This window comes from Pseudomonas sp. GW821-FHT05D12, assembly GCF_059419825.1.
This window is the reverse complement of the sequence record NZ_JBWKSN010000009.1, coordinates 28,383-51,260: the sequence shown is the minus strand read 5'-3', so window position 1 is coordinate 51,260 and position 22,878 is coordinate 28,383. Positions and strand designations below refer to the sequence as shown.

Below are 22,878 nucleotides of genomic sequence, written 5' to 3'. Positions count from 1 at the left end.
CCGCGACACCTTTAATCCTCCCCATCTTTCATGAAGGGTTCACCATGCACGTACTGGTCTGTGAAGACGACAAGCTGATCGCCAGCGGCATCGTCGCCGGCCTTGGCGCCCAGGGCTTTACCGTCGAGCACGTGGCCACGGCGGCGGCGGCGCGGGCGATGCTCAAGGCGGCCACGTTCGACATCATGGTGCTCGACCTCGGCCTGCCCGACGAAGATGGCCTCAAGCTGTTGCAGCAGCAGCGCAGCCAGGGCCTCGAAATCCCGGTGCTGATCCTCACCGCGCGAGATTCGGTAACCAATCGTGTCGACGGCCTGCAAGCCGGGGCCGACGACTATTTGCTCAAGCCATTCGACCTGCGTGAACTCGCCGCCCGCCTGCAGACCCTGCTGCGGCGCGTGGCGGGGCGCAGCGTCAACCTGATCGAGCACGGCCGCCTGGCCTACGACCCCAGCAGCCGCGAGACCTTCCTCGGCGGCCAGCCGGTCGACCTGTCGCGCCGCGAGCAGGCGCTGCTGCAGGCCCTGCTGCATAACAAGGGCCGGGTGCTGTCCAGCGAGCAGCTCAAGGACAGCGTCTACGGCTTCAACGACGAACTGGAAAGCAACGCCCTCAACGTGCATATCCACCACCTGCGGCGCAAATTGGGCAATGGCATCGTCGAAACCGTGCGTGGCCTGGGCTACCGCCTCGGGCCGGCGGACGGGGGAGAGGACGTGTCGTGAAAAGCCTGCGCCTGCGCCTGACCTTCAAGTTGGGCGCCGCTTTTGTGCTTATCTGGGCCCTGGCAGCGGCCTGGATGCTCAACGACCTGCGCAACCAGATGATGTTTTCCCTCGACCAGCGCCTGGTGGCGTCCGCGCGCATGGTAGCGGGGCTGACCGAGCAAATGCCGGGGCTGGCGAGTGTCAGCGGCGGCGCGCATTTCAGCGCCGAACAACTGCATGTGCCGGGCGGCATGGCCTGCCAGGTCAGCTCCCTGCGCGGCGAAATCCTCGCGCGCAGCCATACCACCCCGGAAGAGGGCCTGGAGTCGCGCAAGAGCGGCTTCCGCGACCAGGTGGTCGACGGTGTGGGCTGGCGCAGTTTTACCCTGTCGCGTGGCGACCTGCTGATCACCACGGCCGACCGCCAGGTGGAGCGCGAGGCGCTGAACCTGTCGATCCTGCTGGCTGCCTCGGTGCCGGTCGGCGTGGCGATGCTGGGTTGCCTGTGCCTGTTGTGGCTGGGCATTGGCCAGAGCCTGTTGCCGCTCAATCGCATGCGTGACGCGCTGATGCGCCGCAGCGCCGATTCCCTCGAGCCGCTGCAGATTCACCCGTTGCCCAGCGAGCTCAAGCCGCTGCTCGATACGCAGAACCAACTGCTGCAGCGCATCGCCAAGACCATCGAGCGCGAACGCCGCCTGACCGGCGATGCGGCCCACGAGTTGCGTAGCCCACTGACCGCGATCAAGACCCACCTGCAAGTCGCACGCATGACCGAGGGCGCGGCGCGCGACCAGTCGCTGGCCCACGCCGAGGAAGGCGCCGACCGCCTGCACCGGACCCTGGAGCAATTGCTGCTACTGGCGCGGGTGGAGGGCAGCCTGTCATTCGACGACGGCTTGCAGTCCAGCGCCGAGGAAGTCGCGCGGCTGGCGATCGAGGATGCGAACGCCGGCGACAACCAGCGCATCGACCTGGTCCTGGCAGACACCCTCACCAGCGCTCCGGTGGAAATGCCGGTGGGCCTGGCCGTCGCGGCCCTGCGCAACCTGCTGGACAACGCCTTGCGCCACACCCCGGCCGACACCCGGGTGGAGCTGAATGTGTTCAACGCTGGCGATCAGGTGGTGTTCCGCGTGCGTGACCACGGCACGCAGATTTCCGCCGAGGACCTGCAGTACCTTACCCAACGCTTCTGGCGCAATGGCAACAGCGAAGGCTGTGGCCTGGGCCTGGCGATCGTGCAGGCCATCGTGCAGCGGTGTTCCTGTTCATTGACATTCGACAGCCAGGCAGATGGCCTGCGCGTCGACCTGGGCATGCCGTTGCGACGCTGATCCGTTTTCTCATGTGCCAAATAGTTACCGCCCTGCTGAAGATCAACCCTTCAGGATGGCGGTAATTTTTTTGCGCTTGAACGGGCCGAAAGACTCGGCCTGTACTGAAAAGGACAGTTCTTATGTTGGTCATCGATACCAGTTTCCCTGCCCGGGACTTCAACGAACGCAGCGGCGAGCCCGTGCGCCAGGTGGTCCTGCACTACACCGCGGCGCCTTTCGCGTCGTCCTTGCGGACCCTGACGCAGAACGGGGTCAGCGCTCACTATCTGCTGCCCGACCCCGATGAGCCCGGCTACCGCGCCGCCGGGTATGAAGAGTTGCGCGTCTTTCGCCTGGTGGGCGAGGACCTGCGTGCGTGGCATGCCGGGGCCAGCCATTGGGGCGGGCGTGACAACCTCAACAGCCGGGCGATCGGCATCGAGATCGTCAACCTGGCGCGCGACGATGGCGGGGTGTTTACCTTTCCCGCGTACGGCCAGGCGCAGGTGGAGGTGCTCATCGCCCTGATGCGCGACATCCTGGGGCGCCATCCGCAGATCGGCCCGGCAGACGTGCTGGGGCACTCGGACGTGGCCTATTGGCGCAAGAGTGACCCGGGGCCGCGCCTGCCGTGGCGCACGTTGTTCGAGGCGGGAGTGGGCGCGTGGTTTGACGAGTCGACGCGGGCCATGTACCAGCGCCGGTTTCGCCTGGGGTTGCCGCCTGAAGTGGAGGTGGAGCGGGCGTTCCAGCGCTATGGCTATAAACCGGCGCAGAATCGCCAGATGTTCGAGCGGCGCACGCGCGCCTTCCAGATGCACTTTCGCCCGCGGGATTACGGCGGGTGCCTGGACGCGGAGACCTGCGCGATTTTGTATGCGCTGAACGAAAAATACCTCGGGTTGTGACGCCGGGCGCGAGGCTCATCCATCCGTTAACCGTCACTGTCCCCTAAATCCTCTTCTCGCTGGTGCGTTTCCAGAACAGGAAATCCGTGCGCATGCCCTTGGGCCAGACGCCAACGGATCGGCAGTTTGGTCACCATCATCAGTGTATTGAGGGATCGAGAGATGTCAGTCGCTATCAGCCGTATCGAAGATGCCCCGGTGCATGCCAGCCCGGCGCCCGCGGAAACGCTCTACCAGTTCGACGAAACCCCGCTGCTGGCTCGACAGCGCCAGCAGGAATCCAACGCGCGCAGTTACCCGCGGCGCATTCCCCTGGCGCTCAAGCGCGCCAAGGGTATCTACGTGGAAGACGTGGAAGGCCGCAGCTTCATCGACTGCCTGGCCGGCGCCGGCACCCTGGCGCTGGGGCATAACCACCCGGTGGTGATCGAAGCCATCCAGCAGGTGCTCAGTGACGAACTGCCCCTGCACACCCTGGACCTGACCACGCCGGTCAAGGACCAGTTCGTGCAGGATCTGTTCGGCTTGTTGCCGACTGCGCTGGCGCGCGAAGCCAAGATCCAGTTCTGCGGCCCGACCGGCACCGACGCTGTGGAAGCCGCGTTGAAGCTGGTGCGCACCGCCACGGGGCGCAGCACGGTGTTGTCGTTCCAGGGCGGCTACCACGGCATGAGCCAGGGCGCGTTGAGCCTGATGGGCAGCCTGGGGCCGAAGAAACCCTTGGGCGCCTTGCTCGGCAATGGCGTGCAATTCCTGCCGTACCCCTACGACTACCGTTGCCCGTTCGGGCTCGGCGGCGCCGAGGGTGTGCGGGTCAACCTGCATTACCTGGAGAACCTGCTCAATGACCCGGAAGCCGGGGTGTTGCTGCCGGCGGCGGTGATCGTCGAGGTGGTGCAGGGCGAGGGCGGCGTGATCCCGGCCGATCTCGACTGGCTGCGCGGTTTGCGACGGATCACCGAGCAGGCCGGCGTGGCGTTGATCGTGGATGAAATCCAGAGCGGTTTTGGCCGTACCGGCAAGATGTTTGCCTTTGAACACGCCGGCATCATTCCTGATGTAGTGGTGATGTCCAAGGCCATCGGCGGCAGCCTGCCGTTGGCGGTGGTGGTGTATCGCGACTGGCTCGACACCTGGTTGCCGGGTGCGCATGCCGGGACCTTCCGTGGCAATCAGATGGCCATGGCGGCGGGCTCGGCGGTGATGCGCTACCTCAAGGAATACGACCTGGCTGGCCACGCGGCCGCCATGGGCGAACGCCTCGGTGAACACCTGAGAATCCTGCAGCGTGAATTCCCGCACCTTGGCGACATTCGCGGGCGTGGGTTGATGCTCGGCGTGGAGTTGGTCGACCCCGAGGGCACCCTGGATATCCAGGGCCATCCACCGGTGCATCGCCAATTGGCGCCGCTGGTGCAGCGTGAATGCCTCAAGCGCGGCCTGATCCTGGAACTCGGCGGCCGGCATGGCAGCGTGGTGCGCTTCCTGCCGCCGCTGGTGATCACCGCCGCCGAAGTCGACCGAGTGGCCGAGATCTTCGGGCGCGCCCTGGCCGCAGCGGTGGCCAGCCTCTAATTTTTTTACGCTTTGGTACGTTTCTACAGATATCAGCGCTGCGCGTGGTGCGCAGCCAGTCTTTGAGCGATGGAGAACAGCAATGACCTCAGTATTTGACCGCGACGACATCCTGTTTCAGGTAGTGGTCAACCATGAAGAACAGTATTCCATCTGGCCCGACTACAAGGCGGTGCCAGAAGGCTGGCGCACCGTGGGCAAGAGCGGCCTGAAGAAAGAATGCCTGGCCTACATCGAAGAAACCTGGACCGACATGCGTCCGTTGAGCCTGCGCCAGAAGATGGACGGCGCCGCGCTGTCCTGAGCCCGCGCTGCAGCAGGCTCGGTTGTTTTGGTATGCGGGCCTGTTGTGGCATTGGAGGGGGGTTGTGGTTGGAGGGTTTCCTGTGGTCTGAGGGGGCTGTGGCCTCAAAGCTTGTTGGGGTGAGCAGGGCTGTTGGGGTGAGCAGGGCTGTTGTGGCGAGCGGGCTTGCCCCGCGTTGGGCTGCGAAGCAGCCCCAAAACCAGCCGCTGAGGTTTACCTGATGCACTGAGTGTTTCTTGAGAGGGGGCCGCTACGCAGCCCAACGCGGGGCAAGCCCGCTCACCACAACAAGCCCGCTCACCACAAAAGCTCCGCTCACCACAACAAGCCCCATTCACCCCAACAAGACCCAGACCACTACACGGCCCCGGGCCACCACAGGCCCTTCCCACTCACGCGTTCTTCTCTTTCTCCAACCCGCCCGACGCCCCCGTCACCACCTGCACGCTCAAGCGCGGGGTGGCCAGGTCCAGGCCGGCTTCGTCCAGATGACGTTTGAGCGACAAGTTGAACGCCCGCGACACTTCCCATTGCTTGATCGGTGCCGTCTTGAACCGCGCGCGCAGGATCGCGCTGCCGGATTCGAAGCTTTCCACCCCCTGGATCTCCAGCGGCGACCAGATATTGCGGCGTTGCAGCGGGTCGTTGCGCATCTTCTGGCCGACATCGCGCATCAGCTTGATCGCGTCGTCGATTTCCATGTTGTAGGGGATCGCCACGCGGAAGATCGCGTAGCCGAACTCCCGCGAGTAGTTCTTGATGCTCTTGATCTCGCTGAACGGGATGGTGTGCACGATGCCGTCGATATCGCGCAGGCGCACGGTACGGATGGTCAAGCCTTCGACCGTGCCGAGGTGGCCGCCGACATCCACGTAGTCATCGATGGCCAGGGAGTCTTCGATGATGATGAACAGGCCGGTGATCAAGTCCGCCACCAGCGACTGTGCACCGAAACCGATGGCCAGGCCGATCACACCGGCACCGGCCAGCAGGGGCGTGACGTTCATGCCCATGTTCGCCAGCGCGACGATGGCCGCGATGATGAAGATGGTCACGAACAGCACGTTGCGGATCAGCGGCATCATCGTCTGCGCGCGGGCATTCGCCAGGCCTTTGCGCGAGCGGGTGAGGGCGTGGTGGATCGCGGTGTCGCTGAGGATCCAGATCAGCCAGGCAAACAGCAGCGTGCCGCCCAGGCCGAACAGCTTGACGCTGATTTCATGGCCGTCGCCTTCGGTAAAGCGGATCAGCGACAGGCCCCAGACCCGCAGGCCCAGTTCGATAAACACCAGCCACACCACCAGGTGAGCCAGGGTGTAGACGAAGCTTTTCAGGCGCTCGGAGTACAGCGCATGGCGCTTGTGCCCGCGTTGCGGCTTGAGGGCGTGGCGGCGGACCAGGCCGTTGATCACCATGCACAACACCAGCAGCACCGTGCACAACAGTGACTGACGCAGGGCGGTACTGGTGTCGCCGGCGGATACGAAGGTGGCGAACAGCGAGATACCCACCAGCAGCAGGGCCGGGATGTACCAGAACGAACCGATGATTTCGATGGTGTCGCTGAGGGCGCGGCGTGTGAGGCGGCGGGACAGCGGCTGGTTGCGGATCAGATGGGCGATCGGACGACGAAAGCGCAGGATGAACACGCCGGTAGACAGCGCGGCCATCACATTCGCCACGGTCGCGGCGGTGTGCGCCAGGTGCTGTCCCAGGGCCTGCATCATCCGTGGGTCGCTCAGCGCCTCGCCGAAGGCCGCAAAGCTGCCGATCAGCCACAACGGACGAAACGCCTGGTGGCGCAGGATATACAGCGCGCGGTGACGGTGCGGGCCGTCCAGCACCGAAAACGCGATGACGCAGATCGCCGAGAAACACGTGCCGACCACCAGCGCGTAGGCCAGCACCATCGCCAGGGATTTACCCAGGGACGAGGGCAGCGCGTAGCTCAGGTACACGGTGATCACCAGCGCGATCAGCCACGGCCCCAGTTTGCGCAGGGCAAAGCGCAGCATGTCCCAGGTGCGCGGGTGTTGCGGCAGTTCCTCGGGCAGGCCGAAGCGTTCACGCACGCGGTGGCTCAGCCAGATCAGCGCGGCTGCGAGCAGGCTCCACACCGCCAGGATCAAGGCAAAGCCGAAAATGATCGGCAGCCATTCGCTGGCCGGCAGCATCAGCGCGCCGAGTTCATCCTTGGCCAGGTCGACTTCATTGGACCAGCGTCCCAGCGGGCTGTCGGCACCGGAGAACTGCTGCTCGAGGCCCGACAGCGTACTGCCGATCAACCCGAGCACGCCTTGTTCAGCGGCCGGCTGGGCCTTTTGCGTGGCTTCGCGCAGTTTCTTCAGGTCGCTCAGCAACTGGGTGCGTTGCTGGTCGTTTTCCAGGGTCTTGATCACCTCGTCCAGGGACTGGCCGAGCGGCACTTCGGCCTGGGGTTGGGTCTTGTTGGTGCTGCCCAGCAGGCCGGGCAGGCTCACGGCCTGGGCAGGCGCGAGCGGCAGCAGCGTGAGCAGAGCGATCAGGAGGTAACAGGGCAGGGCGAACAGACGGGAAAGCACGAGGCGGTCAACCTTGGAAACGACGAATTGACCGAGTGTACGAGGCCGCTATGCCCAATGCGAGTGCATTTGTCATTCGGCCAGTTTGGCGAGGATCTTGTACACCACGGTGCCCAGGATCAGCAGCATGCCCACCCACATGCCGAACACCCCGGCAGGTTTGTCACGAAAGTTGAAGCCGACCGCGAGCATGATCATGCCGATCACAATAGGGATAAGCATGGCGTGGAAGGAGGACATGGAGATCATCGGGCGACGGCCTTGTCAGAGTGGGAATTCTGACAAGTCTAGGCCGGATTGCAGAAAATGCAGGTGATACAGATCAGGTGTGTGCAGAAATGAATGTGGGAGCGGGCTTGGTCGCGAAGGCTATACATCAGTCAGCCGATTCAGTGGCTGACACACCGCCTTCGCGAGCAAGCCCGCTCCCACAGTTCTGACCGCAGTCAGTTGTCGAGATCAGGGCAGGTCGCGGCTCGCGTAGAACGCGCCGAGTACCTTCACCAGATGCGCCAGGTCATGGCTGCCGCACAGTTCACGGATGGAGTGCATGGCAAACGTCGGCAGGCCGATGTCCACGGTGCGCACGCCCAGGTGGCTGGCAGTGATCGGGCCGATGGTGGAGCCGCAGCCCATGTCGCTGCGCACCACAAAGCTTTGCACCGGTACTTCCTGGGCCATGCACAGGTGGCGGAAGAACCCGGCGGTTTCGCTGTTGGTGGCGTAGCGCTGGTTGCTGTTGACCTTGATCACCGGGCCGGCGTTGAGCTTGGGGCCGTGGTTGGCGTCGTGCTTTTCGGCGTAGTTGGGGTGCACGCCGTGAGCATTGTCCGCAGACACCAACAGCGATTTCTGAATGGTGCGTACGAATTCATCACCTTCCGGCAACAAGCGTCGCAGGGTCTGTTCGAGCATCGGGCCATCGGCGCCGCAGGCCGAGCAGGAACCGACTTCTTCGTGGTCGTTGCACACCAGCACGCAGGTTTCATCGGTCTCGCTGGTGAGCAAGGCTTGCAGGCCGGCGTAGCACGACAACAGGTTGTCCAGGCGTGCGCCGGCGATGAAGTCGCCATTCAGGCCGATCACGGCGGCGCTCTGGGTGTCGTAGAAGCTCAGCTCGTAGTCGAGCACCACGTCGGCGTTCAGCCCATGTTCGCGGGCCAGTTGCTCGGTGAGCACGGCGCGGAAGTCCACGCGCTCATCGCCGGCAAATTGGGCGAGGATCGGTGGCAACTCGGTCTGCGCATTGATCGCCCAGCCCTGGTTGGCTTCACGGTTCAGGTGAATGGCCAGGTTGGGAATGATGGCGATGGGGAGCTTGAAGTCGATCAGCTGGCTTTCGACCTTGCCGTCACGGCGGAAGGTGACACGGCCCGCCAGGGACAGGTCACGGTCGAACCACGGCGCCAGCAGCGCGCCGCCGTAGACTTCGACGCCCAACTGCCAGAAACCCTGGCGCTGCAGTTCCGGCTGCGGCTTGACGCGCAGGCACGGGCTGTCGGTGTGGGCGCCGACCAGGCGGATGCCGCCCAGCAGCGGCGAGTGGCGGCCGAGCTTGAAGGCGATGATCGAGGAGTCGTTGCGGGTCACGTAGTAGCGACCGTTGGCTTCGGTGGTCCAGGTTTCGCGCTCGTCGAGACGCTGGTAGCCGGCGGCTTCGAGGCGCTGGGCCAGGGCGGCGGTGGCATGAAAAGGAGTAGGGGAGGCCTTGAGGAAGTCGATCAGGCCTTGATTCAACGCTTCGCGCATAAATAGCTCCAGACAGCAATGCGCGAAGTTTACCGTATTGGCTACACATTTGAAGTGAAGCTGCCTTCTTGAACATCACACAGAACCACTGTGGGAGCTGGCTTGCCTGCGATGGCTGTCTGTCAGTGAAAGATTTGAGGCTGACACACCGCCATCGCAGGCAAGCCAGCTCCCACATTTAGACGGTGTGGTGGCTGGAGTCTCAGCCGCCCGGTTCTTGCTCAATCCCAGCCACACAGCCGCCCCCCCTGTGGGAGCCGTCGAGCCCCAGCGAGGCCGCGAAGGCGGTGTGTCAGGCACAGAAGGACTGTCAGTACCACCGCCTTCGCAGCCTCGCTAAAGCTCGACAACTCCCACAGTTGACCGGTGTTGTAGCTGAAATTTCAACCACATAGCAAACCCGGCTCCTGCTCAAATCCCAGCCACACAGCCGCCCCCCTGTGGGAGCCGTCGAGCCCCAGCGAGGCCGCGAAGGCGGTGTATCAGGCGCAGAAGGGCTAATCAGTGCCGCCGCCTTCGCAGCCTCGCTAAAGCTCGACATCTCCCACAGTTGACCGGTGTTGTAGCTGAAATTTCAACCACATAGCGAAACCCGGTGCTTGCTCAAATCCCAGCCACACAGCCGCCCCCCCCTGTGGGAGCCGTCGAGCCCCAGCGAGGCCGCGAAGGCGGTGTGTCAGGCACAGAGGAGCTATCAGTGCCACCGCCTTCGCAGCCTCGCTAAAGCTCGACATCTCCCACAGTTGGGCGGTGTGGTGGCTGGAATCTCAGCCACATAGCGAAACCTAGCGGTCGCTGGGATCCAGCTCACCCAGCGACACTCTGCAGAAACTGCAATCAGCGAAACCCGGTGCCTGCTCAATCCCAGCCACACAGCCGCCCCCCTTGTGGGAGCCGTCGAGCCCCAGCGAGGCCGCGAAGGCGGTGTGTCAGGCACAGAGGGGCTATCAGTGCCACCGCCTGCGCAGCCTCGCTAAAGCTCGACAGCTCTCACATTTGAGCGTGTGTGCAGCTTAGAAAGGTGCAGGGCACTCGAAGCGTACGCGTTCGCCGCTTTGCGGATGGGTGAAGCTCAACATGCTGGCGTGCAGGCACAGGCGTGGCCAGGCGGCCAGGGCTTGTTCGTGGGCGTAGAGCCCATCCCCAAGCAATGGATGCCCGATCGACAGCATGTGCACGCGCAACTGATGCGAACGCCCGGTGATCGGCGTCAGTTCGACGCGGCACCAGTCGCCGCAGCGCTCCAGCACCTTCCAGAAGGTCAGCGCGTGTTTGCCGAATTCGTGGTCGACCACGTGGCGTGGCTTGGTCGGCGGGTCGTAGCGCAGCGGCAGGTCGATGCTGCCGCTGTCCAGTTCCGGCTGGCCCCATGCGAGGGCGGTGTAGGCCTTTTCGGTTTCGCGGTCGTGAAACTGACGGGACAGTTCGCGGTGCGTATCGGCGTCCCGGGCGAGCAGGATGATGCCCGAGGTTTCCCAGTCCAGGCGGTGGACAATGCGGGCCTCGGGGTAGCCGTTTTCCTGCAGGCGCGTGATCAGGCAGTCCTTGTTGTCATCGGCGCGGCCAGGCACCGAGAGCAGCAGGGTCGGCTTGTTCACCACCAGGACAGCGTCGTCCTGGTGCAGGATATGAATAGTGGACAGCGGCATTAAACAGCCTCGTAACAAACGCCAACGGCGGCTCGCCCACCCGGCCCGTAAAACGGGTCAGGGTGAACGAGCCGCCGTGGCGGCCGCCTGTTCGATCAACGATCAGGCAGGGTGATATTGAGTTCCAGAATCGAGCAGCTGCCGTCATTTTCCAGGGCGACATGCACGTCATCGTTACCGATATTGACGTACTTGCGGATCACCTCGACCAGTTCCTTCTGCAAGGCCGGCAGGTAATCCGGAGTGCTGCGTTGGCCGCGTTCGTGCGCCACGATGATCTGTAGACGCTCTTTCGCTACCGACGCGGTACTTGGCTTTTTGTTGGCGCGAAAGAAGTCGAGAAATTTCATTGTTTAGTTGCCTCCAAAGATACGCTCGAAGAATCCCTTCTTCTTGACATCGAGGAAGCGATGTTCCACGGTCTTGCCCAGCAAGCGATCGACGGCATCGCTGTACGCCTGGCCGGCGTCGCTCTGGTCGTCGAGAATCACCGGCACGCCCTGGTTGGATGCCTTGAGCACCGCCTGGGATTCCGGGATCACGCCCAGCAGGGTCACGGCGAGGATTTCCTTGACGTCTTCAACGCCAAGCATTTCGCCATTGCTGACGCGCTCAGGGTTGTAGCGGGTCAGCAGCAGGTGTTCCTTGATCGGGTCCTGGCCTTCCTCGGCGCGCTTGGATTTGCTGGCCAGAAGGCCGAGCATGCGGTCCGAGTCACGTACCGAGGACACTTCCGGGTTGGTCACCACGATGGCTTCATCGGCAAAGTACATCGCCAGGTGAGCGCCGGTTTCGATACCCGCCGGCGAATCACACACCACGTATTCGAAGGTTTCTTTCAGCTCGGCGAGGACTTTGCCCACGCCTTCTTTGGTCAGTGCATCCTTGTCACGGGTCTGGCTGGCGGCCAGCACGTACAGGTTCTCAAGGCGCTTGTCCTTGATCAGGGCCTGTTGCAGGTTGGCTTCGCCGTTCACCACGTTGACGAAGTCGTACACCACGCGGCGTTCGCAGCCCATGATCAGGTCGAGGTTACGCAAACCGACGTCGAAGTCGACGATAACTGTCTTGTGGCCGCGCAGAGCGAGGCCGGTACCGATAGCGGCGCTGGTGGTGGTCTTACCCACACCACCCTTGCCGGATGTAACCACGAGAATCTTGGCCAAGGTGTTTCACCCCTAAGGAAAAAGGACTTTTCAGTCCCTGAAAAACATCTCTTGGAACTCGCTGCAGGCGGGCAGCCCTAGTAGGAAAAAGATGTGGTTTCCGTAGGGGAAACGCCAACTTTCAATTATTCCTACGCAAGTCTTGCCGGTTTCGCTGTGCTATCAGAGTCTAGAGATGCTTGGAAAATGCGGCAGTATCCGTTAAAGACGGATGATGTTCAACACATCGCCCGACAGGCTGACCTGCACCCCGGCCCCCCACAGCGGATCACGGCGCAAATCTTCTGAAACCTTGTACTGGCCTGCGATGGACACTAGTTCAGCAGTCAACTGCTGGCAAAAAATACGTGCTTTGGTATCACCCTTGATGCCGGCGAGGGCACGTCCGCGCATCGGGCCGTATACATGGATATTGCCATCGGCGAGAAGTTCCGCCCCCGGACTGACCGAGGAGATCACCACCAGGTCGCCACCCTGGGCGTAAATTTGCTGCCCGCCGCGTACGGGCGAGGTGATGATCTTTGTAGGCTTGATCGTAGGCTCCGGAGGTTTTTCCGGTTTTTTCTTCACTTCGCCGACCAAAGGTTCAAGCGGACGCTCGCGCGCGCCGGATGGCGGCAGTACTGGCAGTTCAATGGCGATGGCGGCGGCGATGTCTTCGATACGGCTGGCGCGAATCGCCAGGGTACGCAGGCCATGGGAGCGGCACACACGCATCAGGCCGGGCAGGTCGATCGAGCCTTGGCCGGCCGGCAATTTGTCCAGGGCCAGCACCAGCGGGGCATTGTTGAAGAAGTTCGGCGCCAGGGCGACCTTGGCGGCGAGCTGGCGATCCAGGGCGTCGAGGTCGTTGCGGGCGAGTTCCAGCACGGTGATGGCGAGCATGCTGCCTTTCAGCTGGAACACGGGATCTTGGTCTAGCGGTTCGGTTTGGCTCATGGTCGGCAAAAGCGGCTTGTCACGAAAAGTGTCGAGACTTATAACGAGAACACTCACTGGCCGCAAGCCGAGTCGAACCGTTGTAGAATGCGCGGCCCTGTCTTTACCGGAATCTGTAATGGATCGCCCGCGTTTTCGAGCTGTATTTTTTCACCCGCGTTTTTGGCTGTTATGGCTGGGACTCGGCCTGCTGTGGCTGGTCACCCAATTGCCGTACCGCGCGCTGCTGACCATTGGTCGCCTGCTGGGAGCGGGCATGTACCGGGTGGCCGGTGAACGTCGGCGTATCGCCGCGCGAAACCTGGAACTGTGCTTCCCGGAAAAATCCGCCAAGGAGCGTAAGCGCCTGCTCAAGGAAAACTTCGCCTCCACCGGCATCGCCTTCTTTGAAATGGCCATGAGCTGGTGGTGGTCGCGTCAGCGCCTGGCGCGCCTGGCCCACGTCGAAGGCCTTGAACACCTCAAGCAGGCCCAGCTGGATGGCAAGGGCGTGATCCTCATGGCCCTGCATTTCACTACGCTGGAAATCGGCGCGGCCCTGCTGGGGCAGAAACACACCATTGATGGCATGTACCGCGAGCACGGCAACCCGTTGTTCGACTACATCCAGCGCCGTGGTCGCGAGCGCCACAACCTCGATTCGCTGGCGGTCGAGCGTGAAGACGTGCGCGGCATGCTCAAGCTGCTGCGCGCCGGCCGCGCCATCTGGTACGCACCGGACCAGGACTACGGCGCCAAGCAAAGCGTGTTCGTGCCGTTGTTCGGCATCCAGGCCGCCACGGTGACCGCCACCAGCAAGTTTGCCCGCCTGGGCAAGGCGCTGGTGGTGCCGTTCACCCAGGAGCGCCTGGCGGACGGCAGCGGTTACCGCCTGGTGATCCACCCGCCGTTGACCGACTTCCCCGGCGAAAGCGATGAAGTCGATTGCCTGCGGATCAATCAGTGGGTCGAAGCCTCGGTACGAGAATGCCCCGAGCAATACCTGTGGACCCATCGCCGCTTCAAGAGCCGGCCACCCGGTGAGCCTAAACTGTACGAAAAACGTCGTTGATAAGAGCGTGTGGCGGCTGTGCAGTCCTCCGGGAGCAAGCGCCCTCGCCACAAAGAACGAGCTTTCCCCACACGGAGTGATGCGATGCGCCCAGCTGAACCGGTTACAGGCTTGATTCTTTCCGGCGGCGGGGCGCGAGCGGCGTATCAGGTGGGGGTATTGGCGGCGATTGCCGAGCTGTTGCCGCCGGGAGCGCCGAACCCTTTTCCGGTGATCGTCGGCACCTCTGCCGGCGCGATCAATGCGGTGAGCCTGGCCAGTGGCGCCATGGACTTCACCGCCGCAGTCCAACGTCTTACCGTGTTCTGGCAGGGCTTTCGCAGCCATCGGGTGTTACGCAGCGACTGGCCGGGGGTGATTCGCCAGGCGAGCCGGTTCTTTATCCACAGCCTGCTGGGCATCGGCGCCCAGGTGCCGGTGGCGTTGCTCAATAGCGCGCCGCTGCGCGATTTGCTGCAGGAGCGGTTGAATCTGGACGGCATCGACGAAGCCATCCGCCACCAGCATTTGCATGCGGTCGCGGTGACGGCGTTCGGCTACGAATCCGGGCAGGCCGTGACCTTCTACCAGGGCGGCGGCACCATCGACGCGTGGTTGCGCCATCGGCGTATCGGCGTGCCGACGCAACTGACGGTTGAACACCTGCTGGCCAGTTCGGCGATCCCCTTGTTGTTTGCGCCGGTGAAACTCGACCAGGAGTATTTTGGTGACGGCGCCGTACGGCAATCGGCGCCGATCAGCCCGGCCTTGCACCTGGGCGCCAGCCGAGTGCTGGTGGTCGGCGTCAGTGGCAACCCGCGGGGCAACGAGCCGTCGACGCAGCGCACCTACACCGGCCAGGAGCCGACGTTGGCGCAGATTGGCGGGCATATGCTCAACAGCACGTTCATTGACAGCCTGGAAAGTGATATCGAACTGCTGGAGCGCTTGAACCAGTTCAGCCACGTGTTGCCGGCGGATGCCGCGATACAGGGCCTGGCCCCGGTTGAAGTGCTGGTGATTGCACCCAGCCAGCCGATCGATGAAATCGCAGCACGTCATCGGCAGGAATTGCCGGCGGCGCTGCGCCTGTTCCTGCGCGGGCCGGGGGCGACCAAGACGAGCGGGGCGGGGGTGTTGAGCTACCTGCTGTTCGAGGCGGGGTACTGCAGCGAGTTGATTGAGTTGGGCAGGAAGGATGCGTTGGCCAAGCGCGAGGAACTGTCGAGGTTCTTAGGCCTGTCAGCGGTCTAAAAATGTGGCAGCTGGCTTGCCTGCGATAGCGGTGTGTCAGCCACCGAATCGCTGACTGATCCACCGCCTTCGCGAGCAAGCCCGCTCCCACATTTGTTTTGCAGTGTTATTTAGAAGTGATACTTGACCAGGAAGCTCGCGGTGTCCTGGTTGGTCTTGAACGCGCCGGAATCCTCGATCCCGTACTTGTTCTTCCAGTAGTCGTATTCGAAACCCACGTACAACTGTTTGTCGCCCCAGTGCAGCGCCTTGCCCAGGTCATATTTGACCTGTGGGTTGAAGTGCAGGTTGGCGTGGTAAGTGCCGCGCGCGTTCTTGTCGTTGTCCGTCACCCAATCCATGAAGCCGTCGATGAGGATGTCGGAGTTGCCGACCGGCACGGTGTACGACCATACCGGGGTGATTTGCCAGACGCCGTCACCCGGGCGATTGCCTTCGGTCTGGCGCTGGTAGAAGTTCAACTGGAAGTAGTCGAAACCCGGGATATTCAAATCAAAGCCTGGGCCGAGCAAGTACGACTCGTTGTCGCCTTCGCCGAACTCATAAGTGAAGGCCAGCAGGACATCCTTGATCGGGCCGAATGACAAGTCCTTGTCGAAAATCTTGCCAAACGACAGGCGCGGGCTGAACTCACCGTAATAAGTATTGGGGCCGACATTGCCGTCTTCCTTGCCGTTGTAAAAGATGCGATCGAGGAAGAAGAAGTTGTCGCCGTACTTCCAGGCGTCGGCATGTTCGAATGTCACGGTTTGTTGGATCTGCGGGTTGACGGTAAAGCTCTTGCCCCACAAGTAAGTCAGGCTGTTGTTCTGCCACTGCAACAGATCACCGGCCACGGCCTGGCCACCGGCCAGCAGGGATCCCGCCAGCATCAGGCCTTTGAACATAGGTTTCATTCGGTTGCTCCCGAGTTAAAGTTTTATGGTTTTTCTTCTACGCAGGCGCTCTGGTGTGGCGCCTTTTGGTTCGCTGCAAAAATCGTCTGTTCGGTCAGCTTTAATGCTTTTAGCAAGAGCTGCGCCAAGGTGTTTAAAAAGCCAAAAAATCCCCGTCGGCTGCATCGGATGCAGTCGAATATCGAGAACTTTTGCGCACTTTGGCAGCAGACATTGGGCCGGGGTAAGTTGGCCTTGCAGTCAGCTTTTACATTGGCTGTTTTTTTTTGAGTCGATTCGAGCGGGCGCGGAGAATACTGGCTCCAAAGCCTTGGCTCAAGTGCGCCGTTACAGAGCGCATGGGGCAGGAATGGGGCACGGCGGGTGGCCGGCCCCGGGTGAATGGCGTGCATGGGACTGTTTCCTGTTCGTTGTTATTGTTGTTTTAACGAAGGAATCAATGCGTGTGGGCGACGACAGGGCGTTCAGCCCCGCCGAGAATGTTGAACAATATGTTCAGCGACAACGCGCTGAGGGTGGCCATGGCGATCCCGCTGTGGGTAATCGGGCTCATCCACAGTGGCAGTTGCGCGAAGAACTCCGGGCGCACCACCGGGATCAGGCCCATGCCGATGCTCACCGCCACCAGCAACTGGTTGCGGCGGTCGGCAATGTCGGCTTCCTGGAGGATCTTGATACCGGTGGCCGCGACCATGCCGAACATGGCAATCGCCGCGCCGCCGAGGACCGCCGGTGGAATCGACGCCACCAGGAACGCGGCCTTGGGCAACAGGCTGAGTACGATCAGGAAGGCGCCGGCCATCATGGTCACCGAGCGGCAACGCACGCCGGTCATCTGCACCAGGCCGATGTTCTGCGCGAACGAGGAGTGGGTAAAGGTATTGAAGAAACCGGCGAAGAATGACGCGCCGGCATCACACAACAGGCCGCGGCGCAGCATCTTCGGCGTGACGTCCTGGCCGGTGATCTTCCCCAGCGCGAGGAACATCCCGGTGGATTCGACGAAAATGATCACCACCACCAGGCACATCGACAGGATCGGCGCCAGCTCGAACTTGGGCATGCCGAAATGCAGCGGCGTCACCACTTGCACCCACGGCGCCTGGGCCAGGCCGGCGAGGTCGACCATGCCGATGGCGCCGCACAAGGCGTATCCCAGGCCCATGCCGATCAACACTGAGATATTGACCCAGAAGCCGCGCATGAAGCGGTTGATCAACAAAATGGTGGCCAGCACCAGGGCGGCAATCGCCAGGTAGATCGGCGAGCCGAAGGTGGCCGCTGCACTGCCGCCACCGGCCCAGTTCACGGCCACCGGAAACAGCGACAGGCCGATCGCGGTGATCACTGTGCCGGTCACCAGCGGCGGGAAGAAACGCACGACCTTGGACATGAACGGCGCGATTAACAGGCCGAAGAAGCCGGCGGCGATGGTCGCGCCGAAGATTCCCTGCAGACCGATGCCGGGCATGCCGGCCATCGCGACCATGCTGCCCACGGCGGCGAAACTGGCGCCCATCATCACCGGCATGCGAATGCCCACCGGGCCGATGCCGAACGACTGCACGAGGGTGGCGATACCGGCCACCAGCAGGTCGGCGTTGATCAGAAAGGCGATTTCTTCACGGCTCAGGCCGGCGGCCTGGCCAATGATCAGGGGGACGGCGACGGCGCCACCGTACATCAGCAAGACGTGTTGCAGGCCTACCAGAATCAGTTGCAAGAGGGGCAGCCGCTCCATCGCGGGCGCGGCAGGGATCTGCGGTTCTAACTGGGACATGCAACACCTCGGATCTTTTTTATTTTTGTGTTGTTTGGAACGCAATCTTCGAAACTCAGCAAATCCCCTGTGGGAGCGGGCTTGCTCGCGAATGCGGTGGTTCAGCCACTGATGTGTTGGATGACACACCGCATTCGCGAGCAAGCCCGCTCCCACATTTGGACCTGCGTCAGGCTGTCAGTTGGTACGCGCCCCCTGATTGATCCATGTGCCAATCAAGTCACGCTCCTGCTGGGTCATCTGGGTGATGTTGCCCAGCGGCATGATCTGGCTCGCCACGGCTTGCGCTTGAATGCGTGCCGCCTGCTGCTGGATCTGCGCCGGGGTATCGAACATCACCCCGGCCGGCGCGGTGCTGAACAGTGGGCTGGTGGGCTTGGCCGAATGGCACACGGCGCAGCGTTCCTGGATCACCCCGTGCACCTTGTCGAAATCAATCGTCGCCTGGGCCGGCGCAGGTGCAGGTTCTGCGGCTGGCGCGGCTGGCGCGGCAGGGGCTGCGGGCTTCAAGCCACCGCCCAAGGCGGTTTCCGGCAGCGGCTGGTACTCGATCGCCGCCGGTGCCTTGGCCACGTCCGGAGCGGTCGCAACGGGCTTGGGCCCGGTCACATACGCCAGGCAAATCATCGCCAAGGCGCCCACCGGCAAGGTCCACGCGTACTTCTGGCTGTTGTGGCGGGTGTTGAAGTAATGCCGCACCAGCACTGCCGCCACCGCGATCCCGGCCAGGATCAGCCAGTTGTACTGGCTGCCGTAGGTGCTCGGGAAGTGGTTGCTGATCATGATGAACAGCACGGGCAGGGTGAAGTAGTTGTTGTGGCGTGAACGCAGCAAGCCTTTGGCCGGCAGGGCCGGATCCGGCGTGCGGTTCTCGGCGATTGCCGCCACCAGCGCGCGTTGCGCCGGCATGATGATGCGGAACACGTTACCGACCATGATGGTGCCGATCACGGCGCCCACGTGCAGGTACGCGCCACGGCCACTGAACACTTTGCTGAAGCCGTACGCGGCGGCAATCAACAGCACGAACAGAATGAAGCCGAGCAGGGCAGGGCGCTTGCCCAGGGCCGAGTCGCAGAGGAAGGAGTAGATGAACCAGCCGACGAACAGTGAGCCGATGCCCAGCAGCACGCCTTCCGGACCACTGAGGCTGCTGCCCGGGGCCAGCAGGTACAAGGTCGGGTTGGAGTAGAACACCACGCACAGCAGCGCGATGCCTGACATCCAGGTGAAATAGGCTTCCCATTTGAACCAGTGCAGGTTGTCCGGCATGGTCGGCGGGGCCAGTTTGTATTTTTCCAGGTGGTAGATACCGCCACCGTGGATCGCCCACAAGTCACCGGCCAGGCCGTCCTTGGGGTTGACGCGGTTGAGGTTGTTTTCCAGCCAGACGAAGTAGAACGAAGCGCCGATCCAGGCGACGCCAGTGATCATGTGAACCCAGCGCACGCTAAGGTTCAGCCATTCCAACAGATGTGCTTCCACAGTCTTTACCTCTCGCCTGTCACCCTTGTTGTCGGGTGATCCGGCCTTCTCTTATTGGTGGGGGGCGAGGATCAATCGCTCATCCTCTTTGAAGAAATGCTCATCGCAGTTATTGCCTGTGCCACTGCGATCAACCACCAGGAAGTCATCCCGCTTTTCGATCGTCAGCACCGGGTGGTGCCAGACGCCGCGATGGTAATTGATGCCCTGCCTGCCGTTGGTGACGAAGGCGCGGACCAAGCCTGATACAGGTGCATCGCCAAGTGGCGCGACCACGATCAGAAAGGGGTTGCCGAGCAGCGGGATGAAAGCCTGGCTGCCCAGCGGGTGTCTCTCCAGCATGCACACGGTCAGCGGCATATCCAGCGCGTCGGCGCGGAAGATGCTGATGATCGCGTTGTCTTCAGGCTGCGCGGTTTCTACCGTTGCCAGCTTGTGAAAGCGCATGGTCGACCCGTTGTTGATCATGAAGTGATCGCTGCCATCGGTTTCGATAACGTCTCCGAAAGGGGCGAAGGCTTCTTTGGTCAGGGGTTCGATCATCAGTGTGCGCATGGCTGTCTTCTTAATCTTGTCTATGGATCGTTCCCACGCTCTGCGTGGGAACACCGCCCCGGACGCTCTGCGTCCGCTCTTGTGACGCAGAGCGTCACGGAATGCGTTCCCACGCGGAGCGTGGGAACGATCGGGTGTTACTTCGCGACCTTGCCGAGAACGCGCAGGCGGCTCACACCGCCATCCGGGAACACGTTCAGGCGGATGTGGGTAATCGGGCCCAGTGCCTTGATCTGTTCGGCGAAGGTGTGTTCGGCGTGCATTTCCAGTTTCTGTGCCGGCAGCAGTTCGCGCCAGAACAGCGATTGGGTTTCGATCTGGCTGTCGGTGCCGCCCTTCACGAAGGCGCCCTGGATCGAGCAGGTGTCCGGGTAGTTGCCCTTGAAGTGCAGGGTGTCGACGATAATCTTCTCGATCTCGCCCGGGTGACCCAGCGCGACGATCACCCAGTCATTGCCTGGCGTGCGACGACGTGCGGTTTCCCAGCCGTCGCCCATGTTGATGCCACGGCCCGGGTTGAGGATGTTGCTCATGCGGCCGAAGTGTTCATCGGAGCACGCCAGGGCGCGACCGCCATTCAACGCGGCAGCCAGGTCGACCTGTTCGTTGTCGCCGATTGCGGACCAGTCGCGGAACGGCACGCCGTACACACGCAGGCGGGCCACGCCGCCATCCGGGTAGATGTTGAAGCGCAGGTGGCTGAACGCCTGGTCGTTGCTGATTTCGTGGTAGTGGTGGCTGTTGCCCTGCAGCTCGACGGCCGACAGCACTTCCACCCACTGGGTATTGTCATCCGGCTCGCCCGAGGCCAGGAAGCAGGCTTCCAGCGAGGCCGATGGCGGGTAGTTGCCGGTGAAGAATGAAGTGTCGATGTCCACGCCCTTGATCGAGCCCGGTACGCCCAGGCGGATCACCGCGCTGTCGTAGCCTTCGAAGCGCTTGCGGCGCGACTCCCAGCCGTCCATCCACTTGCCGTTGTCATCGAAAACGCCCTCCTTCCACACGGCCGGGGTCGGCTGGAACAGGCGGTTGGCGTCGGCGAACCAGTCATCGGTGACGGAGATGATCTTGGTGCCCAGGCGGGCGTCGGCCAGGTTGACGAACTTCTCGAAAGGTACGGCGTAAGCTTTCATTCTTCTTGTCTGCCTTAAATAGAGTGGCTTGGGATGCTCGCCAGGCCCTGGGCGTTCATGAACCGCTCGGGCCAGGTCTGCTTAAAGAGTCAGTAATCGGAACAACGCGATCTTGTTGATCTCGTCCAGCGCGCACTTGAACTCGGTGTCCACCGAGTTGTGGATGCGCGTTTCGAACGCGGCGAGGATCTGATGCCGGTTGCTGCCTTTTACCGCCATGATGAAGGGAAACTTGAACTTGGCCTTGTAGGCGTCGTTCAGCTCGGTGAAGCGCGAGAACTCTTCGGCCGTGCATTGGTGAATACCGGCGCCAGCCTGTTCATTGGTGCTGGCTTCGGTCAGTTGGCCCTGGACGGCGGCTTTGCCGGCCAGGTCCGGGTGAGCGTTGATCAGCGCCAGTTGGCTGGCATGATCGGCGCTCAACAGGATGTCGCTCATGCGCTGGTGCAGGGTTTCGATCTGGTCGATCGAGGTGTCCTGGCCCAGGTCGTAGGCCTTTTCGGCCACCCATGGCGAATGTTCGTAGATGTCGGCAAAGGCTGCGACGAAGGCGTCGCGGCTCAAGGTCGAGGGTTTCAATGTCTTAAACGCAGTCATTTCGCAGCTCCCGTGTACGGGTGGGTTGCTTGCCAGTGACGGGCGATATCGACGCGGCGGGTGAACCACACCTGTTCGTGGCCTTTGGCGTATTCGATAAAGCGCTTCAACGCAGCCAGGCGCGCCGGGCGGCCGATCAGGCGGCAGTGCAGGCCGATCGAAAGCATTTTCGGCGCCTCGGCGCCCTCGGCGTACAGCACGTCGAAGGCATCCTTGAGGTACTCGAAAAAGTCATCGCCCTTGTTGAAACCCTGCACCTGGGTAAAGCGCATGTCGTTGGTGTCCAGGGTGTAGGGGATCACCAGGTGCGGCTTGCCGGTCGGGTTGTTGGGTTCCCAGTAGGGCAGGTCGTCGTCGTAGGTGTCGCAGTCATACAGGAAGCCGCCTTCCTCCATCACCAGTCGCCGGGTGTTGGGGCCGGTGCGCCCGGTGTACCAGCCCAGTGGGCGTTCGCCGGTCAGTTCGGTGAGGATGCGGATGGCTTCGAGCATGTGCTCGCGCTCCTGGGCCTCGTCCATGTACTGGTAGTCGATCCAGCGATAGCCGTGGCTGCAGATCTCGTGGCCGGCCTCGACCATCGCGCGGATCACATCCGGGTGGCGCTGGGCGGCCATGGCCACGGCGAAGATGGTCAGCGGGATATCGAATTGCTTGAACAGCTTGAGGATGCGCCACACGCCGGCACGGCTGCCGTACTCGTACAGCGACTCCATGCTCATGTTGCGTTCGCCCTGCAGCGGCTGGGCCGAGACCATTTCCGAAAGGAAGGCTTCGGACTCTTTGTCGCCGTGCAAAATGTTGCGCTCGCCGCCTTCTTCGTAGTTGAGTACGAACGACAAAGCGATGCGCGCCTTGCCCGGCCAGTGGGGGTGAGGAGGGTTACTGCCGTAACCGATCAGGTCGCGTGGGTAGTCAGCGCTCACTGCAGTCTTCCTTCTTGTTCGTGGTAGCAAGTGTGTGGCGGCCAGCGGAAAGACTGGGTGGCGTCACAGCGATGGGCTGATTGTATACAACTTGATGGTCACTTTGTAAGCCTGTATTTCCGCATTTTTTCTCGACGGTTGCCGCAGCTTAACACTGCAAGAAACTTGCCCGGTTGGTCAGTAAATGGATAAAAGGTCGTTTAAAAGCAAGGGGTGTTGAGTTTTTGAGCTTGGGGCGTGTGCCAGTAGGGGTGTCAGAAACTTTGTGATTTTTATTGTGTACAATTTTTATTAAAAGTGTCTTAATCAGCTCAATCGCGACTTTTCATGCCCCATAAGGGGGCGGCT

Annotated in this window: 22 protein-coding genes; 7 read left to right on the top strand and 15 right to left on the bottom strand. The window is 62.2% G+C overall.

What is annotated here, in order from left to right:
- Window positions 1-44 precede the first annotated feature (44 nt).
- From AC07SI_RS17885 to AC07SI_RS17865, 5 genes are all read left to right on the top strand, one after another.
- On the top strand, window positions 45-725 hold the full coding sequence (locus AC07SI_RS17885) for a response regulator (protein ID WP_065903475.1): 681 nt from the start codon (window positions 45-47) through the stop codon (window positions 723-725).
- A complete protein-coding gene (locus AC07SI_RS17880; protein WP_065903466.1) occupies window positions 722-2,044 on the top strand; it encodes an ATP-binding protein in 1,323 nt (440 codons plus the stop codon). Before AC07SI_RS17885 ends, AC07SI_RS17880 begins: the two co-directional genes overlap by 4 nt.
- Window positions 2,045-2,166: 122 nt before the next feature.
- Entirely contained in the window at window positions 2,167-2,934 is a 768-nt protein-coding gene (locus AC07SI_RS17875; protein ID WP_106803053.1) for an N-acetylmuramoyl-L-alanine amidase, read from the top strand.
- Window positions 2,935-3,096: 162 nt separating this feature from the next.
- A complete protein-coding gene (locus AC07SI_RS17870) occupies window positions 3,097-4,509 on the top strand; it encodes an aspartate aminotransferase family protein (RefSeq protein ID WP_495006207.1) in 1,413 nt (470 codons plus the stop codon).
- Between the two features lie 82 nt (window positions 4,510-4,591).
- Window positions 4,592-4,813: an MbtH family protein gene (locus AC07SI_RS17865; protein ID WP_065903458.1), complete on the top strand. Its 222-nt coding sequence runs from the start codon at window positions 4,592-4,594 to the stop codon at window positions 4,811-4,813.
- A 392-nt stretch (window positions 4,814-5,205) separates the two neighbouring features.
- On the opposite strand, the gene AC07SI_RS17860 is transcribed toward AC07SI_RS17865, so the two are convergent.
- From AC07SI_RS17860 to minC, 7 genes are all read right to left on the bottom strand, one after another.
- Window positions 5,206-7,374, bottom strand: coding sequence for a mechanosensitive ion channel family protein (locus AC07SI_RS17860; protein WP_065903455.1), 2,169 nt, complete (start codon window positions 7,372-7,374; stop codon window positions 5,206-5,208).
- 72 nt (window positions 7,375-7,446) lie between these two features.
- On the bottom strand, window positions 7,447-7,614 hold the full coding sequence (locus AC07SI_RS17855) for a hypothetical protein (RefSeq protein ID WP_162946051.1): 168 nt from the start codon (window positions 7,612-7,614) through the stop codon (window positions 7,447-7,449).
- A 219-nt stretch (window positions 7,615-7,833) separates the two neighbouring features.
- Window positions 7,834-9,123: a M18 family aminopeptidase gene (locus tag AC07SI_RS17850; RefSeq protein WP_065903452.1), complete on the bottom strand. Its 1,290-nt coding sequence runs from the start codon at window positions 9,121-9,123 to the stop codon at window positions 7,834-7,836.
- 1,013 nt (window positions 9,124-10,136) lie between these two features.
- On the bottom strand, window positions 10,137-10,772 hold the full coding sequence (locus AC07SI_RS17845) for an RluA family pseudouridine synthase (RefSeq protein ID WP_065903447.1): 636 nt from the start codon (window positions 10,770-10,772) through the stop codon (window positions 10,137-10,139).
- A gap of 95 nt (window positions 10,773-10,867) precedes the next feature.
- Window positions 10,868-11,122 (bottom strand): cell division topological specificity factor MinE, encoded by a 255-nt coding sequence (gene minE, locus AC07SI_RS17840; protein ID WP_003175252.1) that lies wholly within the window; start codon window positions 11,120-11,122, stop codon window positions 10,868-10,870.
- A 3-nt stretch (window positions 11,123-11,125) separates the two neighbouring features.
- The gene (gene minD / locus AC07SI_RS17835) at window positions 11,126-11,938 is read right to left on the bottom strand and encodes a septum site-determining protein MinD (RefSeq protein ID WP_003175251.1); all 813 of its coding nucleotides are present in this window, start codon (window positions 11,936-11,938) and stop codon (window positions 11,126-11,128) included.
- A 201-nt stretch (window positions 11,939-12,139) separates the two neighbouring features.
- Entirely contained in the window at window positions 12,140-12,877 is a 738-nt protein-coding gene (minC, locus tag AC07SI_RS17830) for a septum site-determining protein MinC (protein ID WP_065903444.1), read from the bottom strand.
- 118 nt (window positions 12,878-12,995) lie between these two features.
- Between minC and AC07SI_RS17825 the strand changes: the two genes are divergently transcribed.
- Both AC07SI_RS17825 and AC07SI_RS17820 read left to right on the top strand, forming a co-directional pair.
- Window positions 12,996-13,928: a lipid A biosynthesis lauroyl acyltransferase gene (locus AC07SI_RS17825; protein ID WP_065903442.1), complete on the top strand. Its 933-nt coding sequence runs from the start codon at window positions 12,996-12,998 to the stop codon at window positions 13,926-13,928.
- An 84-nt stretch (window positions 13,929-14,012) separates the two neighbouring features.
- Window positions 14,013-15,161, top strand: a complete 1,149-nt coding sequence (locus AC07SI_RS17820) for a patatin-like phospholipase family protein (protein ID WP_495006206.1) — start codon at window positions 14,013-14,015, stop codon at window positions 15,159-15,161.
- 110 nt (window positions 15,162-15,271) lie between these two features.
- Here the strand turns inward: AC07SI_RS17820 and AC07SI_RS17815 are convergent, their stop codons facing one another.
- The 8 genes from AC07SI_RS17815 to puuE all read right to left on the bottom strand — a co-directional run bounded on the left by AC07SI_RS17815 (window position 15,272) and on the right by puuE (window position 22,530).
- Window positions 15,272-16,057 (bottom strand): outer membrane protein OmpK, encoded by a 786-nt coding sequence (locus tag AC07SI_RS17815; protein ID WP_065903436.1) that lies wholly within the window; start codon window positions 16,055-16,057, stop codon window positions 15,272-15,274.
- A gap of 23 nt (window positions 16,058-16,080) precedes the next feature.
- A complete protein-coding gene (locus AC07SI_RS17810) occupies window positions 16,081-16,449 on the bottom strand; it encodes a hypothetical protein (RefSeq protein WP_141697272.1) in 369 nt (122 codons plus the stop codon).
- Between the two features lie 44 nt (window positions 16,450-16,493).
- Window positions 16,494-17,837, bottom strand: coding sequence for a nucleobase:cation symporter-2 family protein (locus tag AC07SI_RS17805; RefSeq protein ID WP_065903433.1), 1,344 nt, complete (start codon window positions 17,835-17,837; stop codon window positions 16,494-16,496).
- A 177-nt stretch (window positions 17,838-18,014) separates the two neighbouring features.
- Window positions 18,015-19,322: a urate hydroxylase PuuD gene (locus AC07SI_RS17800; protein ID WP_065903429.1), complete on the bottom strand. Its 1,308-nt coding sequence runs from the start codon at window positions 19,320-19,322 to the stop codon at window positions 18,015-18,017.
- A 51-nt stretch (window positions 19,323-19,373) separates the two neighbouring features.
- Window positions 19,374-19,877, bottom strand: coding sequence for an ureidoglycolate lyase (locus AC07SI_RS17795; RefSeq protein ID WP_027603915.1), 504 nt, complete (start codon window positions 19,875-19,877; stop codon window positions 19,374-19,376).
- Between the two features lie 137 nt (window positions 19,878-20,014).
- Window positions 20,015-21,010, bottom strand: a complete 996-nt coding sequence (gene alc / locus AC07SI_RS17790; RefSeq protein ID WP_120449303.1) for an allantoicase — start codon at window positions 21,008-21,010, stop codon at window positions 20,015-20,017.
- An 81-nt stretch (window positions 21,011-21,091) separates the two neighbouring features.
- Window positions 21,092-21,607: a 2-oxo-4-hydroxy-4-carboxy-5-ureidoimidazoline decarboxylase gene (gene uraD, locus AC07SI_RS17785; RefSeq protein ID WP_065903423.1), complete on the bottom strand. Its 516-nt coding sequence runs from the start codon at window positions 21,605-21,607 to the stop codon at window positions 21,092-21,094.
- Window positions 21,604-22,530: an allantoinase PuuE gene (puuE, locus tag AC07SI_RS17780; protein ID WP_495006205.1), complete on the bottom strand. Its 927-nt coding sequence runs from the start codon at window positions 22,528-22,530 to the stop codon at window positions 21,604-21,606. Before puuE ends, uraD begins: the two co-directional genes overlap by 4 nt.
- Window positions 22,531-22,878 lie beyond the last annotated feature (348 nt).

Excerpts from the sequence above, each read along its gene's own strand:
- AC07SI_RS17855 (WP_162946051.1), bottom strand. The coding sequence starts at position 7,614 with ATGTCCTCCTTCCACGCCATGCTTATCCCTATTGTGATCGGCATGATC.
- AC07SI_RS17850 (WP_065903452.1), bottom strand. The coding sequence starts at position 9,123 with ATGCGCGAAGCGTTGAATCAAGGCCTGATCGACTTCCTCAAGGCCTCC.
- AC07SI_RS17870 (WP_495006207.1), top strand. The coding sequence starts at position 3,097 with ATGTCAGTCGCTATCAGCCGTATCGAAGATGCCCCGGTGCATGCCAGC.
- AC07SI_RS17810 (WP_141697272.1), bottom strand. The coding sequence starts at position 16,449 with ATGCACGCCATTCACCCGGGGCCGGCCACCCGCCGTGCCCCATTCCTG.
- minE (WP_003175252.1), bottom strand. The coding sequence starts at position 11,122 with ATGAAATTTCTCGACTTCTTTCGCGCCAACAAAAAGCCAAGTACCGCG.
- AC07SI_RS17865 (WP_065903458.1), top strand. The coding sequence starts at position 4,592 with ATGACCTCAGTATTTGACCGCGACGACATCCTGTTTCAGGTAGTGGTC.
- uraD (WP_065903423.1), bottom strand. The coding sequence starts at position 21,607 with ATGACTGCGTTTAAGACATTGAAACCCTCGACCTTGAGCCGCGACGCC.
- AC07SI_RS17875 (WP_106803053.1), top strand. The coding sequence starts at position 2,167 with ATGTTGGTCATCGATACCAGTTTCCCTGCCCGGGACTTCAACGAACGC.
- minC (WP_065903444.1), bottom strand. The coding sequence starts at position 12,877 with ATGAGCCAAACCGAACCGCTAGACCAAGATCCCGTGTTCCAGCTGAAA.
- AC07SI_RS17845 (WP_065903447.1), bottom strand. The coding sequence starts at position 10,772 with ATGCCGCTGTCCACTATTCATATCCTGCACCAGGACGACGCTGTCCTG.
- alc (WP_120449303.1), bottom strand. The coding sequence starts at position 21,010 with ATGAAAGCTTACGCCGTACCTTTCGAGAAGTTCGTCAACCTGGCCGAC.
- AC07SI_RS17820 (WP_495006206.1), top strand. The coding sequence starts at position 14,013 with ATGCGCCCAGCTGAACCGGTTACAGGCTTGATTCTTTCCGGCGGCGGG.
- AC07SI_RS17805 (WP_065903433.1), bottom strand. The coding sequence starts at position 17,837 with ATGTCCCAGTTAGAACCGCAGATCCCTGCCGCGCCCGCGATGGAGCGG.
- AC07SI_RS17795 (WP_027603915.1), bottom strand. The coding sequence starts at position 19,877 with ATGCGCACACTGATGATCGAACCCCTGACCAAAGAAGCCTTCGCCCCT.
- AC07SI_RS17885 (WP_065903475.1), top strand. The coding sequence starts at position 45 with ATGCACGTACTGGTCTGTGAAGACGACAAGCTGATCGCCAGCGGCATC.
- AC07SI_RS17815 (WP_065903436.1), bottom strand. The coding sequence starts at position 16,057 with ATGAAACCTATGTTCAAAGGCCTGATGCTGGCGGGATCCCTGCTGGCC.
- AC07SI_RS17825 (WP_065903442.1), top strand. The coding sequence starts at position 12,996 with ATGGATCGCCCGCGTTTTCGAGCTGTATTTTTTCACCCGCGTTTTTGG.